This is a genomic window from Streptomyces sp. NPDC002520 (assembly GCF_053595235.1).
On record NZ_JBSFXG010000049.1, the window covers coordinates 44,757 to 60,956 of the forward strand.

The 16,200-nt window shown below is 70.3% G+C and carries 13 protein-coding genes and 1 pseudogene; 7 read left to right on the forward strand and 7 right to left on the reverse strand.

Features of this window, described 5'->3' with window-relative positions:
* Positions 1-154 precede the first annotated feature (154 nt).
* Entirely contained in the window at positions 155-763 is a 609-nt protein-coding gene (locus ACWD5D_RS40095) for a TetR/AcrR family transcriptional regulator (RefSeq protein WP_451377689.1), read from the forward strand.
* On the opposite strand, the gene ACWD5D_RS40100 is transcribed toward ACWD5D_RS40095, so the two are convergent.
* Together ACWD5D_RS40100 and ACWD5D_RS40105 are read right to left on the reverse strand one after the other, a co-directional pair.
* Positions 750-1,355: an FMN reductase gene (locus tag ACWD5D_RS40100; protein ID WP_451377690.1), complete on the reverse strand. Its 606-nt coding sequence runs from the start codon at positions 1,353-1,355 to the stop codon at positions 750-752. The genes ACWD5D_RS40095 and ACWD5D_RS40100 overlap by 14 nt on opposite strands.
* A complete protein-coding gene (locus ACWD5D_RS40105; protein WP_451377702.1) occupies positions 1,352-2,479 on the reverse strand; it encodes a CE1758 family FMN-dependent luciferase-like monooxygenase in 1,128 nt (375 codons plus the stop codon). Before ACWD5D_RS40105 ends, ACWD5D_RS40100 begins: the two co-directional genes overlap by 4 nt.
* A 374-nt stretch (positions 2,480-2,853) precedes the next feature.
* Between ACWD5D_RS40105 and ACWD5D_RS40110 the strand changes: the two genes are divergently transcribed.
* From ACWD5D_RS40110 to gap, 3 genes are all read left to right on the forward strand, one after another.
* Entirely contained in the window at positions 2,854-3,825 is a 972-nt protein-coding gene (locus ACWD5D_RS40110; RefSeq protein ID WP_451377691.1) for a DUF5996 family protein, read from the forward strand.
* Positions 3,826-3,971: 146 nt separating this feature from the next.
* Positions 3,972-4,928, forward strand: coding sequence for a GlxA family transcriptional regulator (locus ACWD5D_RS40115; protein WP_451377692.1), 957 nt, complete (start codon positions 3,972-3,974; stop codon positions 4,926-4,928).
* A gap of 189 nt (positions 4,929-5,117) precedes the next feature.
* Positions 5,118-6,116: a type I glyceraldehyde-3-phosphate dehydrogenase gene (gene gap, locus ACWD5D_RS40120; protein WP_451377693.1), complete on the forward strand. Its 999-nt coding sequence runs from the start codon at positions 5,118-5,120 to the stop codon at positions 6,114-6,116.
* Between the two features lie 65 nt (positions 6,117-6,181).
* On the opposite strand, the gene ACWD5D_RS40125 is transcribed toward gap, so the two are convergent.
* Positions 6,182-7,606: a phytoene desaturase family protein gene (locus ACWD5D_RS40125; RefSeq protein ID WP_451377694.1), complete on the reverse strand. Its 1,425-nt coding sequence runs from the start codon at positions 7,604-7,606 to the stop codon at positions 6,182-6,184.
* A 325-nt stretch (positions 7,607-7,931) separates the two neighbouring features.
* On the opposite strand from ACWD5D_RS40125, the gene ACWD5D_RS40130 reads away from it, so the two are divergent.
* Both ACWD5D_RS40130 and cydB read left to right on the forward strand, forming a co-directional pair.
* Positions 7,932-9,467, forward strand: a complete 1,536-nt coding sequence (locus ACWD5D_RS40130) for a cytochrome ubiquinol oxidase subunit I (RefSeq protein ID WP_451377695.1) — start codon at positions 7,932-7,934, stop codon at positions 9,465-9,467.
* A gap of 12 nt (positions 9,468-9,479) precedes the next feature.
* Positions 9,480-10,481 (forward strand): cytochrome d ubiquinol oxidase subunit II, encoded by a 1,002-nt coding sequence (gene cydB / locus ACWD5D_RS40135; protein ID WP_451377696.1) that lies wholly within the window; start codon positions 9,480-9,482, stop codon positions 10,479-10,481.
* 37 nt (positions 10,482-10,518) lie between these two features.
* On the opposite strand, the gene ACWD5D_RS40140 is transcribed toward cydB, so the two are convergent.
* From ACWD5D_RS40140 to ACWD5D_RS40155, 4 genes and pseudogenes are all read right to left on the reverse strand, one after another.
* Positions 10,519-12,840 (reverse strand): FdhF/YdeP family oxidoreductase, encoded by a 2,322-nt coding sequence (locus ACWD5D_RS40140; RefSeq protein WP_451377697.1) that lies wholly within the window; start codon positions 12,838-12,840, stop codon positions 10,519-10,521.
* Positions 12,841-12,972: 132 nt separating this feature from the next.
* On the reverse strand, positions 12,973-14,367 hold the full coding sequence (locus ACWD5D_RS40145; protein WP_451377698.1) for a potassium channel family protein: 1,395 nt from the start codon (positions 14,365-14,367) through the stop codon (positions 12,973-12,975).
* Between the two features lie 337 nt (positions 14,368-14,704).
* Positions 14,705-14,986, reverse strand: a pseudogene (locus tag ACWD5D_RS40150) (cation transporter); the annotation flags it as partial.
* Entirely contained in the window at positions 14,920-15,114 is a 195-nt protein-coding gene (locus tag ACWD5D_RS40155) for a hypothetical protein (protein ID WP_451377699.1), read from the reverse strand. The gene ACWD5D_RS40155 and the pseudogene ACWD5D_RS40150, both read right to left, overlap by 67 nt.
* 468 nt (positions 15,115-15,582) lie before the next feature.
* On the opposite strand from ACWD5D_RS40155, the gene ACWD5D_RS40160 reads away from it, so the two are divergent.
* Entirely contained in the window at positions 15,583-16,047 is a 465-nt protein-coding gene (locus tag ACWD5D_RS40160) for a GreA/GreB family elongation factor (RefSeq protein ID WP_451377700.1), read from the forward strand.
* Positions 16,048-16,200: the final 153 nt, after the last annotated feature.

A 16,200-nucleotide genomic window follows, 5' to 3' on the forward strand; every position in this document is an offset into this window, starting at 1 on the left:
CGACAGAACCGGGACGGGGAAACCTGTCTGATGGCCCATCAGGCGTACTGATGGCTCATCAGGCACTCCTGGAACCCGGCCGGTCGGCCACTTGCCCATCTGCCCCATCTGCCCAGGTCCGAGCCGGACCAGCGCTGATGGAACAATGCGGACCATGCAGAACGACGCCCCGTCCGCCCCCGTCCCGACGCGCCGTCGCATCATCACGGCCGTCCTCCAGATCATCGGCGAGGACGGGCTCGCGGCGCTCACCAACCGTCGGATCGCCAAGGTGGCGGGAGTCTCCCTCGGCTCGGTGACCTACCACTTCGAGACCCAGCACGAGTTGCTGCGCGAGAGCCTGCTGCACTTCGTGCGCGAGGAGGCACGCCACTTCACGGAGCTGGCCGACCAGTGCCAGACCGAGGGCATCGACGTCGAGGACGCGGCCCGGCTGGCGGGTCAGGTGGCCTGCGGCGGGGTGCTCGACAGTGCCCATCTCGCGCCGTTCGAGCTGTACCTCCACGCCGGGCGCGACGAGCGGCTGCGCGAGGCGGCCGCGGAGGCGTTCACGGCCTACGACCGGCTCGCCGCCCAGATCCTGACGGCCCTCGGCGTCCCGGACGCGGAGCGAATGGCGGCCACCACGGTCGCGCTGGTGATGGGTCTCCAGCTCCGGCACCTGGCCACCGGCAGCCCGACGGAGGATCTGGTCGACGCGATCCTGCTGCTCACCCGGGCGGCCGACCGGCCTGACCCGGACGACACCTCTAGGTGTCGCTGAGCAGCCGTTGCATGGCGGCCAGGTCCTCGTCGGCCACCTCACGTCGGGTACGCGGCCCGCACGCCCGCAGCAGCCGGGCGAAGTCGGAGGCGGCGGAGTTGACGCGGTCCGCGAGGGCCGACCCTGTCTGACTGCCGAAGTCGCCGGTGGCGGCGTAGACGGGCCGTGGGGAGACGATCGCGTGCAGGTAGGAGAACATCGGCCGCAGCGCGTGTTCCAGGACCAGGGAGTGCCGTTCGGTCCCGCCGGTCGCGCCGATGAGAACGGGCATGTCGGCGAGGGTCTGTTCCGGCAGGACGTCGAAGAACGACTTGAACAGTCCGCTGAAGGAGGCATTGAAGGCGGGGGTGACGGCGATGACGCCGTCCGCGTTCGCGACCTCCTCGAAGGCTGCCTCCAGTGCCTCCCCGGTGAATCCGGTCAGCATCGTGTCCATGATGGGGTGGGCGAGCGGACGCAGTTCCACGAACGACGGGTCGACGGGCTCGCCGAGTTGCTCGAGTTCCCGGGTCACGGCCGCCGCCAGCCGGTCGGCGAGGAGGCGTGTCGAGGACGGCTCGCGCAGGCCGCCGGTGATGATCGTGAGTTTCATCGTTCTCCCGGATTCTCTTCGTCCTCGCCCGCGGACTCCGCTTTCGCGTGCTCCGTGCGGGCGCGCAGAAGTGACTGGTGGGTCGGTGCCGCCGGGACGTCGGCCGGCCTGCCGACGGCGAACTCCTTGCGGAGCACCGGTACGACCTCCTCGCCGAGCAGGTCGAGTTGTTCCAGCACCGTCTTGACCGGGAGGCCGGCGTGGTCCATCAGGAACAGCTGGCGCTGGTAGTCGCCGACGTAGGCGCGGAAGTTCAGTGTCTTCTCGATGACCTGGGCCGGTGATCCGACGGTCAGCGGTGTCATCTCGGTGAACTCCTCCAGCGAGGGTCCGTGTCCGTAGACCGGGGCGTTGTCGAAGTAGGGGCGGAACTCGTCGACCGCGTCCTGGCTGTTGGGCCGTATGAACGCCTGTCCGCCCAGGCCCACGACGGCCTGTTCCGGCGTGCCGTGGCCGTAGTGCGCGAACCTCCGACGGTACAGCTGCACCATCTGCTCTGTGTGGCTGGAGGGCCAGAAGATGTGGTTGGCGAAGAACCCGTCCCCGAAGTAGGCGGCCAGCTCGGCGACTTCGGGTGTGCGGATGGAGGCGTGCCACACGAAGGGCGCGACGTCGTCCAGGGGGCGCGGCGCGAGCGTGAAACCCTGCAGCGCGGAACGGAACTTGCCTTCCCAGTCCACCGTCTCCTCGCGCCACAGGCGGCGCAGCAGCCCGTAGTGCTCGACGGTCAGCGGGATCGCCTCGCGGATGTCCTGCCCGAACCAGGGATAGACGGGGCCGGTGTTCCCGCGTCCCAGCATGACGTCCGTACGGCCGCCGGACAGGTGCTGCAGCACGCTGAAGTCCTCGGCGATCTTGACCGGGTCGTTGGTGGTGATCAGGGTCGTCGAGGTCGACAGGATGATCCGCCGGGTCTGCGCGGCGATGTAGGCGAGCAGGGTGGTCGGCGAGGACGGCACGAAGGGCGGGTTGTGGTGCTCGCCGGTGGCGAAGACGTCCAGGCCGACCTCCTCGGCCTTGCGTGCGATGGCCACGGTGGCCCGGATACGCTCCGTCTCGGTGGGTGTACGCCCTGTGGTGGGATGCGGGGTGACGTCACCGACGGTGAAGATGCCGAACTGCATCCCGGACTCTCCGGGGCCGTCCGTGCCGGTGGTTTCGGGCGCCGCCATGCCGAGCTCCTTCTGGCCATGGGGAGTTCGCGTCGGCGGGTTCCCCGCGGCACTGGCCGTCGCACCGCTCCGCGGGACACGCCCCAGCCCCTGATGCGGATTCTCAACAGGTCCCGGCACCGTTTCGAGTGCCTTCGCACCATCGTTCCACGGGCGCCGCGATCCGGCAGAACATGCCCTCCCACCGGCCCCGGTGCGAGAATGAGGGGGCGGCCGCACGTAGGCGGCCGAGACCGACCCGTCGCCGCCCGGCTCCCGGGAGCAGGCGCGGGCCTCCTGCTCGTCCCCCCTGTGGCCGATCCCCTCGAAACGCTGGGAGGCTTTCCGTGAGCGAACGTCTGGACGTGTGGCCGGTACTGGTCCACGAGGACCTGGCTCCCATGGTCGACTACGTGAACCGCGTGGTACAGGTCGCGGGCAAGTACAGCCTCGACGCGCCCTTCGAGGCGGGGTGGGGAAACATCGTCCTGGAGGTGACGCCCCGGGGGCTGAGCACGCCGACGTTCCGGCAGCGGGGTGTGGCCTTCCGGGTGCACTACCGCCTGCTCGACGCCGATGTCGTCATCGAGACCGACGGCGGGACGCGGACGCTGCCGCTGTCCGGGCAGTCGGTCGCCTCGTTCTTCTCGGCGTTCTGCGCGGCGGTGTCCGAACTCGGCATCCGGCGCCCGCGCACCTCGCTGATCTGCGAGATCCCGGGCGCCCCGGCGACCTTCGAGGACGACCGGGCCGTCCGCACCTGGGACGGTCCGGCGGCCCGGCTGATGTGGGAGGCGATGAGCCGCGCCGCCCACGGGCTCGAGGCGTGGCAGGCACCCTTCCTCGGGCATCGCCCCCGGGTCGGGGTGATGTGGGGCGGGTTCGACCTGTCGGCCACCCGCCACCGGGCACTGCACACCGCCCCGCCGCCGAACGGCCCGCCGTTCCAGCAGAACGCCCAGCTCAACGCGTACGTCTCGGTGGGGTTCTCCTTCGACAACACCAAGATGAACAACGCCCCCGTGCCGCCGATCGGCATGTACGCGTACATCTGGCCCCAGCCGGACGGCCTGGAGGGCCGGTCGTACGGCGTGGAGGGTGCGGACTGGTACCCGGAGGCCGGTCTGATGCTGCTGCCCTGGGACTCGCTGAGGCGGCTGCCGGACCCGCATCAGGCCATCGTGAAGTTCGGCGACGCGGTGTACCAGGCCGCCGTGGAGACGGCCGGCTGGCCTGCCGACGTGTTCGTGCCCCGGGCCGACGGGTGGCACGTGAGCAGGACCCCGGCCGCCGCCCTCGAGGAGCAGGAGCGCCGATAGAGGACCTGCACACCTGACACGGGTGGGCCGTGCGGGAGAAACAGCAGCACAACGGGGGTACCGAAGGCGAACCGCAGGGGCTTCGGCCGCTCTTGGAGCGGGCCTCGCACGCACCCCGCGCCCCCTCCCCCCGTACCCTGCTCCTCGTGTCAGCCTCCCGTCTCCGTCGCGCCGCCGTCCTCGTCCTCGAAGGGGCGAAACCGCTCGATGTGGGGATTCCGGCACAGGTGTTCACGACGCGCGCGAGCATGCCGTACGAGGTACGGGTGTGCGGCGCGGAGACCGGGCTGGTGACCGGCGGGGACGGGTTGTCGTACCACGTCTCGCACGACCTCCGCGCGCTGGAGTGGGCCGACATCGTCTTCATCCCGGGCTACCGGTTCCCGGACCGCGAGGACCCGCCGCGCACCGTGGTCGACGCGCTGCTCGCCGCCCACGAGAGGGGTGCGCGGCTCGCCGCCATCTCCACCGGCGCCTTCGCGCTGGCCGCCACGGGCCTGCTCGACGGCCGGCGCGCCACGACGCACTGGCACTACGCACGGGCCCTGGCGGCGAAGCATCCGCTGATCCAGGTCGACGAGAACGTGCTGTTCGTCGACGAGGGCAGTGTGCTGACGTCGGCCGGCGCGGCCTCCGGCATCGACCTGTGCCTGCACATTCTGCGCCGTGACCTCGGGGTGGCCGCGTCGAACCACGCGGCCCGGCGGCTGGTCGCGGCGCCGTACCGCAGCGGCGGTCAGGCGCAGTACGTGCCGCGCAGTCTCCCCGAGCCGCTCGGCGAACGGTTCGCCGCCACCCGCGAGTGGGCGCTGCACCGGCTCGGCGGGCCCCTCACCCTGGAGGCGCTCGCCCGGCACGCGGCGGTGTCCCCGCGCACGTTCTCCCGGCGGTTCACCGAGGACACCGGGTACACACCGATGCAGTGGGTGATGCGCGCCCGGATCGACCTGGCGCGCGAACTGCTCGAACGGTCCGAGCGCGGCGTCGAGCAGATCGCCGCGGATGTCGGCCTCGGCACCGGCGCGAATCTTCGGCTGCACTTCCAGCGCATCCTGGGCACCACCCCGAGCGAGTACCGGCGCACCTTCACACAGGGGACGTGACCCGGCCAACTGGACCCGTAGCCCTGCCGACTGGGCTCCGCGGCACATCCGCCCAGGCCACGCCACCCTTCGCCGCGTGCCGCACGGCGCATGGCGCATGGCGCGATCCTTTCGAACCATGGCGCTCACGCCACTGCCCCGGCCGGGCGCGACCCGCGAACCTGGTGGAGAACCGAAGGGACACCTCTCATGACTCGTATCGCCATCAACGGTTTCGGCCGCATCGGACGCAACGTGCTGCGCGCTCTGCTGGAGCGTGACAGCAAGTTGGAGATCGTCGCCGTCAACGACCTCACGGAGCCGGCGACCCTGGCGCGGCTGCTCGCCTTCGACACGACGGCCGGGCGGCTGGGCCGGCCGGTGAGCGTCGACGGCGACACGCTGGTCGTCGACGGGCGCCGTATCAAGGTGCTGGCCGAGCGCGAGCCGGCGCAGCTGCCGTGGGCCGAGCTGGGTGTCGACATCGTGCTGGAGGCGACCGGCCGCTTCACGTCGGCCGCGGCCGCCCGCGCCCATCTCACCGCGGGCGCGCGGAAGGTGCTGGTCAGCGCCCCGTCGGACGGTGCCGACGTCACGCTCGCGTACGGCGTCAACACCGACGCGTACGACCCCGAGGTCCACACGATCGTCTCGAACGCCTCGTGCACGACCAACGCGCTGGCGCCGCTCGCCTCCGTGCTGGACGACCTGGCCGGCATCGAGCACGGGTTCATGACGACGGTGCACGCCTACACGCAGGAGCAGAACCTGCAGGACGGCCCGCACCGTGACGCCCGACGCGCCCGTGCCGCCGCCGTCAACATCGTGCCGACCACGACGGGCGCCGCAAAGGCGATCGGTCTGGTGCTCCCGAACCTGGACGGCAAGATGTCGGGCGACTCGATCCGCGTGCCGGTTCCGGTGGGCTCGATCGTCGAACTCAACACCACGGTCTCCCGCGACGTGACCCGCGAGGACGTGCTGGCGGCCTACCGCGCCGCGGCGGAGGGACCCCTCGCCGGCGTCCTCGAGTACTCCGAGGACCCGCTGGTGTCGGCCGACATCACGGGCAACCCGGCCTCGTCGATCTTCGACTCGGCGCTCACCCGCGTGGAGGGCCGCCACATCAAGGTCGTCGCCTGGTACGACAACGAGTGGGGCTTCTCCAACCGCGTGATCGACACGCTCGACCTCCTCGCCGGCCACTGACACGACCGCCGGCACGACACCGGGGGCGGCCGTCACACGGGGGGGCCGCCCCTGTCGCAGGGGTGTCAGCCGGTGCGGATGCCGAGGTGGCGCAGGGCCGCGGCGGCGGCTTCGGCGCCGCACATGCCGTGGGCGCCGGGGCCGGGCGGGGTGGCCGCCGAGCACAGGAACACCCCGGGCATGCCCGTGGAGTAGGGCCGCAGTGCGGGGCGGGCGCCGAGGAGGAGCTGGGGGACGGTCTTGGCTCCGGTGAGGATGTCGCCTCCGGCGAAGTTGGGGTTGGCGGCCGCGAAGTCGGCGGGGCTGGTGACGTTCCGGCCCACGATCCGTTCGCGGACGCCGGGGGCGAAGCGCTCCAGCTGACGCAGGATCGCCGGTGTGGCGTCCCCGTCGTAGCCGTAGGGGACGTGGGCGTAGGCCCAGACGGGGTGCACGGTGCCGACCGACCGTGCGGGGTCGGCCAGATACTGCTGGCCGACCAGGACGAACGGGTGCTCGGGCATGCGCCCGGCCGCGACGTCCCGCTCCGCCCCTGCGACCTCGGCGAGCGGGCCGCCGAGGTGCACGGTGCCGGCGCGGCGCGCGTGCTCGTCGGTCCACGGAATGCCGCCCTCGACCGCCAGGTCGATCTTGAAGGCGCCGGGGCCGCGCCGGAAACGCCGGTACGCGCTGCGGACACGGCCGGGCAGCCGGTCGCCGTATACGGCGGCGACCTGGCCGGGGTCGAGGTCGAGCAGGGTCACGTCGGCGGACGGGATCTGCCGGTGGTCGGTGATGCGGACCCCGGTCTCGATCGTGCCGCCGTGCTCGCGCAGGACCTTCTCCATGCTGCGGGCGATGGATCCGGAGCCCCCTTCGGCGACGGCCCATCCGGCGGCGTGGCCCGCGGTGAGGATGCCGAGCCCGATCGCCGAGGTGAGCGGACGGTTCAGGGGCCGGTACGCGTGGGCCGCGACGCCCGCCCAGAGTGCTTGGGCCTGCGGGGTGGTGAAGAGGCGGGCCAGGGCGGTGGCGGGCAGGGTGGTCGGCAGGCCGAAGCGGGCGAGCAGCAGCGGGTGCCTGGGGATGCGCAGCAGGGGGCCCATGACGTCGTGCGCGAGGGCGTCCCAGTGCCGCACCGACGGTTCGAGCAGCGTGCGATAGCGGTTGCCGTCGGCGCCGAGCCCGCGGGCGGTCTCCTCGACCGAGCGCAGCAGTACCCCGGAGCTGCCGTCGTCGAGCGGATGCACGCAGTCGATGTCGGGCAACCTCCAGCGCAGCCCGTGACGTTCCAGGTCCAGGGCGCGCAGCGCCGGTGAGGTGACGGCCATGGGGTGGATGGCCGAGCAGTGGTCGTGCAGCAGTCCGGGGAGGATGGCCTCGTAGCTGCGGGCGCCGCCGCCGACCTCCTGCGCGGCCTCCAGCAGCGTGACCCGCAGCCCTGCCTTGGCGAGCAGGGCCGCGGCGGCGAGCCCGTTCGGCCCACCGCCCACGACGACCGCGGACGTCATGACGCCGTGCCGGACGGCGGCAGGCCTGTACGACGGCTGTCCCCGTCCGCGTCCGTGGATCTCATGGCCCCGAGTCTGCCGCTGAACCGGCCGGCCTTCCAAACCGGCGCCGACCGCGACGTCCGCGCCGCCCACTGCCCGGGGGACGCGGTGCTCGCCGGAGAACGGCCGATGCCCATTCCTGACGGTCCCTTGCGCCATATCGATGCGCCCGCGTTCCCCGGAACGATCCGCCCGAGTCGCCGCTCCCCCGCACCGGGGATACGTTTTTCACCGATTGCGCCCTCTGCCGATTGCGCCCGGGACCGAGCGAGAGAAGGACGTAGTGGAGCTGGCCATCGCTCACGAGACCGTCGCCCGCTGGCAGTTCGGCGTGACCACCGTCTACCACTTTCTCTTCGTCCCGCTCACCATCGGCCTCGGAGGGATCGTCGCCGGTCTGGAGACGGCCTGGGTGCGCACCGGCAAGGAGAAGTACTTCCACGCCACCAAGTTCTGGGGCAAGCTCCTGCTCATCAATATCGCCATGGGCGTCGTCACGGGAATCCTGCAGGAGTTCCAGTTCGGCATGAACTGGTCCAGCTACTCCCGCTTCGTCGGCGACGTCTTCGGCGCGCCGCTGGCGATGGAGGCGCTCATCGCCTTCTTCTTCGAGTCCGTGTTCATCGGAGTGTGGATCTTCGGCTGGACCAGAATCCCGAAGAAACTGCATCTCGCGACCATCTGGATCGTCACCGTCGGCAGCGCTCTGTCCGCGTTCTTCATCCTGGCCGGCAACTCCTTCATGCAGCATCCCGTCGGCTACCGGATCGACCCCCTGACCGGCAAGGCCCGGCTCACCGACGTCTGGCGCGTGCTGTTCCAGAACACCACCCTGGTGCAGGTCTTCCACACCCTGACGGCGGCCTTCATCACCGGCGCCGCGTTCGTGATGGGCATCTCCGCCTACCACCTGTGGCGGGCCAAGTACGGCAAGGAGACCGACCGGCGACGGATCGCCGCGATGCGCTGCTCGCTGCGGTGCGCTCTGGTCGTCGCGGTCGCCGCCGGTGTCCTCACCGCGCTGAGCGGGGACCGGCTCGCCAAGGTCATGTTCGAGCAGCAGCCGATGAAGATGGCCGCCGCCGAGGCCCTGTGGGACACCCAGGCCCCCGCCCCCTTCTCGATCTTCTCCGTCGGCGACGTCAACAAGGGCCGCAACGACGTGGAGCTGGAAATCCCCGCGGCGCTCTCCTTCCTCGCCAAGAGCGACTTCCACTCCCCCGTGCCCGGCATCAACGACCGGGCCGAGGAAGAGGTGCGTGCGTTCGGCGGCACCCGGGACGACTACATCCCCGACATCTTCATGACCTACTGGGGTTTCCGACTCATGATCTTCTTCGGGATGACGAGCTTCGCCATCGGTCTGGCGGGCCTGTGGCTCACCCGGAAGAGGTTCTGGCTGGATCACTCGTTCCGCACGGGTGAGGACGAGCCGCCGCATCTGATGGTCACGAACAGGACGGCCATGAACACGTTCTTCACCAGGTGGAGCTGGCGTATCGCGGCCCTCACCCTGGGATTCCCGTTGCTGGGAAACAGTTTCGGCTGGATCTTCACCGAGATGGGCCGTCAGCCCTGGGTCGTCTTCCGCCTGATGACAACCGCGGACGGCGTCTCCCCCGACGTGAGTGTGGCCGAGCAGGTCGTCTCGCTGGTCGCGCTCAGCGTGCTCTACGCGATTCTCGCCGTGGTCGAAGGGGGTCTCATGGTCAAGTACGCCAGGCCGGGCCCCGACGTCGACGAGCGGCCGCCGGCCAAGGACCCCACCCTGCGGCTCTCCGAGGAGGACGCCGACAAGCCCCTCACCTTCGCCTACTGAGGACGGACCGCCATGCACCTGCACGACCTCTGGTTCATCCTCATCGCCCTCCTGTGGACCGGCTACTTCTTCCTCGAGGGCTTCGACTTCGGCGTCGGTGTCCTCACCCGGGTGCTCGCCCGCGACGACGTCGAACGCCGGGTCCTCATCAACACGATCGCCCCGGTCTGGGACGGCAACGAGGTCTGGGTGATCACGGCCGCGGGCGCCACCTTCGCGGCCTTCCCCGACTGGTACGCCACCTTGTTCAGCGGTTTCTACATTCCGCTGCTGATCATCGTGCTCTGCCTGATCGCCCGGGGCGTGTCCTTCGAGTACCGGGCCAAGCGGTCGAGCCGCCGCTGGCGGCACGGTTGGGAGCAGATCACCTTCTGGACCTCGGTGATCATCCCGTTCCTGTGGGGCGTGGTCTTCGCCAACATGGTCCGGGGCATCGCGATCGACCGCCACAAGTCGTACATCGGCACGACCGGCGATCTGTTCAACGGCTACGCGATCCTCGGCGGGGTCACGACGCTGGCGCTGTTCACCTGCCACGGCGCGATCTTCGCGACGCTGAAGACGGACGGTGAGATCCGCGAACGCGCCCGGAAGCTGGTGCCCGTGGTGGGGACGGCGGCGCTCCTGCCGGCGCTGGCCTTCCTGCTGTGGACGCAGGCCGAGTCCGGCAACGGCAGGAGCCTGGGCGTGATGATCGTGTCCTTCGTGACGCTCGCCGTGGCGCTGCTGTGCAATCGACTCGGCCGTGAGGGCTGGGCGTTCGTGTTCTCCGCGCTGACCGTCGTGGCGGCGTTCGCGATGCTGTTCCTGACGCTGTACCCCGAGGTCATGCCTTCGACGCTCAACCCTCACTGGTCGCTGACGGTCACCAACTCCGCGTCCGGGCCGTACACGTTGAAGGTGATGAGCATCGTCGCGGCCGTCTTCGCCCCGCTCGTCGTGCTCTACCAGGCCTGGACGTACTGGGTGTTCAGCCGGCGCATCTCCGTGCGCCACATCCCGACGGGCCACTGACCGTTCCGGGCGGGCGGGCCACTGACGGCCCGCCCGCTCACGCGGCAGGCGTGATGGTCACCTTGACGTGTTTCATGATCGGCTGGTCGCTCTGGGTGCTGTAGTCGCACAGCGCGACCAGCACGTTCATCTCGGGCATGTACCCGGCGGCGCAGCCGCGGGGCATGTCGTAGGGGACCGCGAGGTAGCCCTCGAGGGAGCGGTGCGTGCCGTCCTTGGCCGTGCTCACGATGTCGACCGGGTCGAACTCGGAGATCCCGCGTTCGCGCATGTCGTCCTCGTTCATGAAGACGAGCGTGCGCAGGTTCTTGATGCCGCGGTAGCGGTCGTTGTCCGAGTAGATCGTGGTGTTCCACTGGTCGTGCGAGCGCATGGTGCCCAGGGCCAGCATGCCCGGTCCGGGTACGACGTCGGGCAGTGGGGCGCTGGAGAACTCCGCGCGCCCGGAGGGGGTGAGGAAGACCAGTTCGCGGGCGGGCTGCTTGATCCGGAAGCCCAGTGGCAGCCGCACCCGGCGGTTGAAGTCCTCGAAGCCGTCGAGGACGTGCGCCATGGTGTCGCGGACTCGGTCGTAGTCCTCGATGTACCACTCCCACGGGGTCTGGCTGGCGGGCAGCGCCGCACGCGCCATGCCGGCGACGATGGCGGGCTCCGACAGCAGATGCCGCGAGGCGGGCTTCTTCATGCCGACGGACAGGTGCACCATGCTCATCGAGTCCTCGACCGAGGTGGCCTGGACGCCGGCTCGCTGGTGGTCCTTCTCGGTACGGCCGAGACACGGCAGGATGAGTGCCTGCTTGCCGTGCACGAGGTGACTGCGGTTCAGCTTGGTGCTCACCTGGACGGTGAGGTCGCACGTGCGGATCGCCTCGTAGCTGAACGCGGAGTCCGGGACGGCGCGGGCGAAGTTGCCGCCCATGCCGACGAACACCTTCACGTCGCCGCGGTTCATCGCCTGGAGGGTGCCGACGGTGTCCAGTCCGTGCTCGCGCGGTGCGTCGATCTTGCAGACCTTGTCGAGGCGGTCCAGGAACTCCTCGGTCGGACGGTGGTCGATGCCGCAGGTGCGGTTGCCCTGTACGTTGCTGTGCCCGCGCACGGGCGACGGTCCCGCTCCCTCGCGGCCCAGGTTGCCGCGCAGCAGGAGGAGGTTGACGATCTCCCGGACGGTGTCGACGCCGTGCTCGTGCTGGGTGACGCCGAGGCACCAGCTGACGATGCTGCGGTCGGCGTCGGTGTACACCCGGGCCGCCTTGAGGATGTCGGAGCGGCTGAGCCCGCACTGCCGTTCCAGCTCGTCCCACGACGTGGCCTCGCACAGCTCCCGGTACTCCGCGAAGCCCTCGGTGTACCGGTCGACGAACTCCTGGTCGACGGCCCTGGGGTCGATCTTCGCCTGTTCCAGGACGGCCTTGGCCATGCCGCGGATCAGCGCCATGTCGCCGCCCACGCGCACCTGGAGGTTCATGGTGCTGGTCCGGGTCGAGTGGAAGGTCGCCATGTCCAGGAAGTCGTGGGGGATGATCGTCCGCGTGGCGCCCGCCTCGACGAACGGGTTGATGTGCACGACCTGGGCGCCCCGGTGGTAGGCCTCGGCCAGCGAGGTGAGCATACGGGGGGCGTTGGAGGCGACGTTGACACCCAGGATGAACAGCGCGTCCGTGGCCTCCCAGTCCTTGAGGTCGACGGTGCCCTTGCCGGTGCCGATCGCCGCCTGCAGGGCGCGGCCGCTCGCCTCGTGGCACATGTTGGAGCAGTCGGGCAGGTTGTTGGTGCCCAGCTCACGGGCCATCAACTGGTAGAGGAAGGTGGCCTCGTTGCCGAGCCGGCCGGAGGTGTAGAACGCGGCCTGGTTCGGGTGGTCCAGCCCGCGCAGGGTCCGCCCCACGAGCTCGAACGCGTCGTGCCAGGTGATCGGGACGTAGTGGTCCGTGTCCGGGTCGTACACCATCGGCTCGGTCAGCCGGCCCTGGTCCTCGAGCTTGAAGTCGCTCCACTCGGACATCTCGCTCACCGTGTGGCCGGCGAAGAGTTCGCGGCCGGCCCTCTTGCGGGTCATCTCCCAGGTGACGTGCTTGATGCCGTTCTCGCAGATGTCGAGCTTCAGACCCTTGGTGTCGTCGGGCCACGCGCATCCGGGGCAGTCGAAACCACCGTTCTCGTGGTTCATCTTCATGATGGCCCGCGGCCCGTCCAGCAGGGCGCCCTCGTGCATCAGGAACTTGGTCACGCTCTTGGCGGCGCCCCAGCCCGCGGCGGGGTGGTGGTAGGGCTGGAAGTGCGGCTCGCCGCCCGGCGCGGGACCGACCTGCGGTTCGAGCTGCTCCTCCGCCGCCTGCTGCTCGTCCAAGGTGCTCAAGGGTCTCACCCTTCCGCCGTCCGGGCGCGCGTCCATATCGGCATATGGAGCCCGCCGCCAGCCTATGCCGGTGGATCAGGCCCCGCCATGCGGCTGACGACGGCAAGGATCATCCCTGTCACGGTGGGGGGTTCATCCCTGCCGGGCGTGCTCCGCCTGCGATGCGGGCGGTGCCGGGGGCAGGGAGGCGCCGGCGTGCGGGCACCGCTCCCGGGAGGTGAGGGGCCAGGGGACGAAGGTCTCCTCGTCCGTCTGCACGCAGATGCCGTGCCGGTGGGCCACGACACCGGTGACGGACTCCCCCAGCAGCCGGGCCAGCACATAGGCGGCGGCGAGGCTGGTGACGTCCCTGATGGTGCCCATGGGCAGGAGGGACCTGGTCTCCGCGATGGCCTCGTGCTCGCCGGCCCGGATGACGACCCGGGTGCCGGGTGCCACACCGTGGGCGGCGATGGCGACCGCGATGTTGTCGAGGTCGTCCGAGCCGACGGCCGCCAGGGCCCGGGCGTGTCCGAGTCGCAGCTGTTCCAGAACGGCCCGGTCGCCGCCGTGGCCCGTCATCACGGGGATGCCCAGGGAGCGGGCGAGCCGTGCGGTCGAGGTGTGCGGGTCCCTCTCCACGCCGACGACGGGGATGCCGAGACGCCGCAGTTCGACGCAGAGCCGCATGCCGACCTGCCCCATGCCGACGACGATGACGTGCCCGGAGCGGGGCAGGGTGCGCGGCCCGATGAGCCCGATCAGCTTGGGGCCGAGCATGCGCTCGATGACTCCGGCGGTGAACAGGGCGCTGAAGACGAGGGTCGCGAGCATCGCGGCGCTGGACATGACCTGGTATCCGCTCGCGTCCTCGGGTGCCGTCGCCGGGCCCACCGTGGCGACGACGCGCGCGGCGTCGAAGAGCGCCTCCGCCGGGGGATGGCCATGGCTGACGAGCCAGGACCAGTCACCGACCAGCACGGCGAGGATGCCGAACAGACCGATCAGCAGCAGGCGGGCGCCCGCGTCGTGCGGACGCAGCTGGCCGGCCACGTGCTTCAGCCGGCGCCGCAGCCTCGGCCGGTGCTGCTGCCACTCCTGCGCGTACGGCACGTCACGCCCGGCGCGGACGGCTCGCACCTGCCGTCCGGCTCGCTGCACGGCGAGGTTCAGCGGGTCGACACAGGGGCCGGCCAGCGCGGGAGCGGCGAGATCCGCCGGGGATGTGACATCGCACTGGGGCAGCAGTCGCTTGAGTTCGTCGGCCACGGTGCGGTCGAAGACCGTGGCGACGATGGGCACGTACGGGAAGAGATGGGCCACGGCCAGCGCGTAGCGCAGGGCGGCGACGTCGTCGTGCAGGAGGATCGCGACGCCGTCGGAGCCGTCGCGCAGGGCGGCACGCAGCTCGCCGTCGGTCGGTTCGACCAGGTGGACGACCGTGTCGTGACGTTCCCGCAGCGTTGCACAGACGCGACGGGCGAGGTTGGTCTCGCCGATGACGACGAAGGACCGGGGACCGGGAGGCGTGGGGCGTATGGGGGTCACGGTGCTGGGAAGTCCCTTCAGTCGTGAGGGCGCGATCGTCAGGGGCTGGTGGTCACGGGCGCCGCCGTTCGGCGTCGTCGCCGGACAGCGGAATCGAAACGCTCGTATGAGCGATCCACCGATCATACGAGACGATTGCGGCGATGTGGACCAAATTTTGGTCCGTCCCGGTCCACGGACGTCTCCGGCACTGGTCCCCGGACGTCACGACACCTCGGCCCCTGCCCGGCGCGCGGGCGCGGGAGAGCGGTGCAGGGGAACCGGTACAGGAGAGCGGCGGGAGGCCGCAGCGGCCGGCACACCCGGTCCCGGCGAGCCTCGTCTCCGGGATGCGGCGTCAGTCGCCGCGGCGGGGCGGTGTCGGGTCCGGATAGACGCGCCGGACGGCCGGTATCAGGGCGCGCAGGCGGGTCTCCGCCTCTTCGCAGGCCCATTCGATCTCGTCGGAGGTGGAGATGTCGCGGAAGTCGATCTTCGCTGCGATCAGGATCTCCGCCGGCCCCTGCACCAGCGTCGTCAGCTTCAGCACGCTCTCGATCCGCCGGACGGACATCAGCTCCCGGCGTACGGCGTCCCGCAGCGGCGCCGGCAGGGCGCGGCCGACGAGGAGCTCGGAGTCAGCGCCCCGGGATCGGTCCGGTAGGTGATGTCGAGGTACTCCCGGTCGGTGAAGCGGTACCGGCCCTCCGGGTAGGCGGGGGCCGCCAGGGGGGTCGTCCAGCGCTTGACCACGTCTTCCGCACGCATGATCGGTCCTCCCTCAGGACTCGGTCGGGTGAGCGCCTCGGCCATCTCGTGCAGCAGCGGTCGGACCCCACAACGGGAGGGCGCCGACAGCGAAGGCCGGCGCCGAGACCCCTCGGGCTCAGGACTGGGGCCGCTTGCCGTGGTTCGCGGCGTGGTTGCGGCGGGCCTTCTTCTTCCTGCGTCGCTTCGACGACATGGGAAACCTCCTGCGAACGTGGGTGGAGACGGCGCTACGCGGAACAGGGGAACAGGGGAACAGCAGCACAGATATTTCACGCAATGCGTGGAATGTGAACTATGCGCATGGTGACCATACCTCTGGGTATTTGCCTCATCCACCGCAGGACACCGCTTGCCCGCCGCAGGGCACCGCTCGTCCACCGTCGGCAGGCTCCGACTGGCACGCCACACAAACCGGCAATTATCGTTTTTTCATCAAGATATTTCGCCTGGAGCACAGGAGCAGGAATGACTGGTGACCCCGAGCCCATCAGCGCGGACGCCCGTCACGCGCTCGAACAGGAGCTTGCCGACCTGCGCAAGGAACGCGGACTCGTCGCCGCGTCCCTGCGGGACAAGGACAACGACGAGGTGGGTGACCGCGCCGACGAAGCCGACGAGTTGCAACGCGTCGACCAGCTCCAACGCCTGGACAGCCGCATCGAGCAGATCACCGTGCGGTTGCGCCAGGCGGACCTGGCGGGTCCGGCCCGCACCGACGAGGTCGGTGTGGGCAGCACCGTGACCGTCCGGTTCCCGGACGGCTCCACGGACACCTTCCACGTCAGCGAGCTGCCCGACGCCCTGGACGAACAGCTGGTCACGGCCGACAGTCCGCTCGGCAGCGCACTGCTCGGCCACCGCCCCGGTGACACCGTCCGTTACGACACTCCGGAAGGACACACATCGGCGGTCGTGATGGCGATCGGTTGACCGAGGCGACCGCACAGGACGACCGCACGAGTCGGCCCGCACCGCACGGGGTCGGCCCATCTCGGCGGCAGCCCCGGCACCACCCGCACCCCGACCCGCGAACTCGCCCCAGCCACCACCGTGTTCACGTTGCTCGGGGTGACCACCACGAGC

Coding starts and splice junctions, on each gene's coding strand:
- ACWD5D_RS40100 (WP_451377690.1), bottom strand. CDS start 1,355: ATGAAACTCACGATCATCACCGGCGGCCTGCGCGAGCCGTCCTCGACA.
- ACWD5D_RS40125 (WP_451377694.1), bottom strand. CDS start 7,606: ATGACGTCCGCGGTCGTCGTGGGCGGTGGGCCGAACGGGCTCGCCGCC.
- ACWD5D_RS40155 (WP_451377699.1), bottom strand. CDS start 15,114: ATGCGTGCGGAAGACGTGGTCAAGCGCTGGACGACCCCCCTGGCGGCC.
- ACWD5D_RS40095 (WP_451377689.1), top strand. CDS start 155: ATGCAGAACGACGCCCCGTCCGCCCCCGTCCCGACGCGCCGTCGCATC.
- gap (WP_451377693.1), top strand. CDS start 5,118: ATGACTCGTATCGCCATCAACGGTTTCGGCCGCATCGGACGCAACGTG.
- ACWD5D_RS40160 (WP_451377700.1), top strand. CDS start 15,583: ATGACTGGTGACCCCGAGCCCATCAGCGCGGACGCCCGTCACGCGCTC.
- ACWD5D_RS40105 (WP_451377702.1), bottom strand. CDS start 2,479: ATGCAGTTCGGCATCTTCACCGTCGGTGACGTCACCCCGCATCCCACC.
- cydB (WP_451377696.1), top strand. CDS start 9,480: ATGCACCTGCACGACCTCTGGTTCATCCTCATCGCCCTCCTGTGGACC.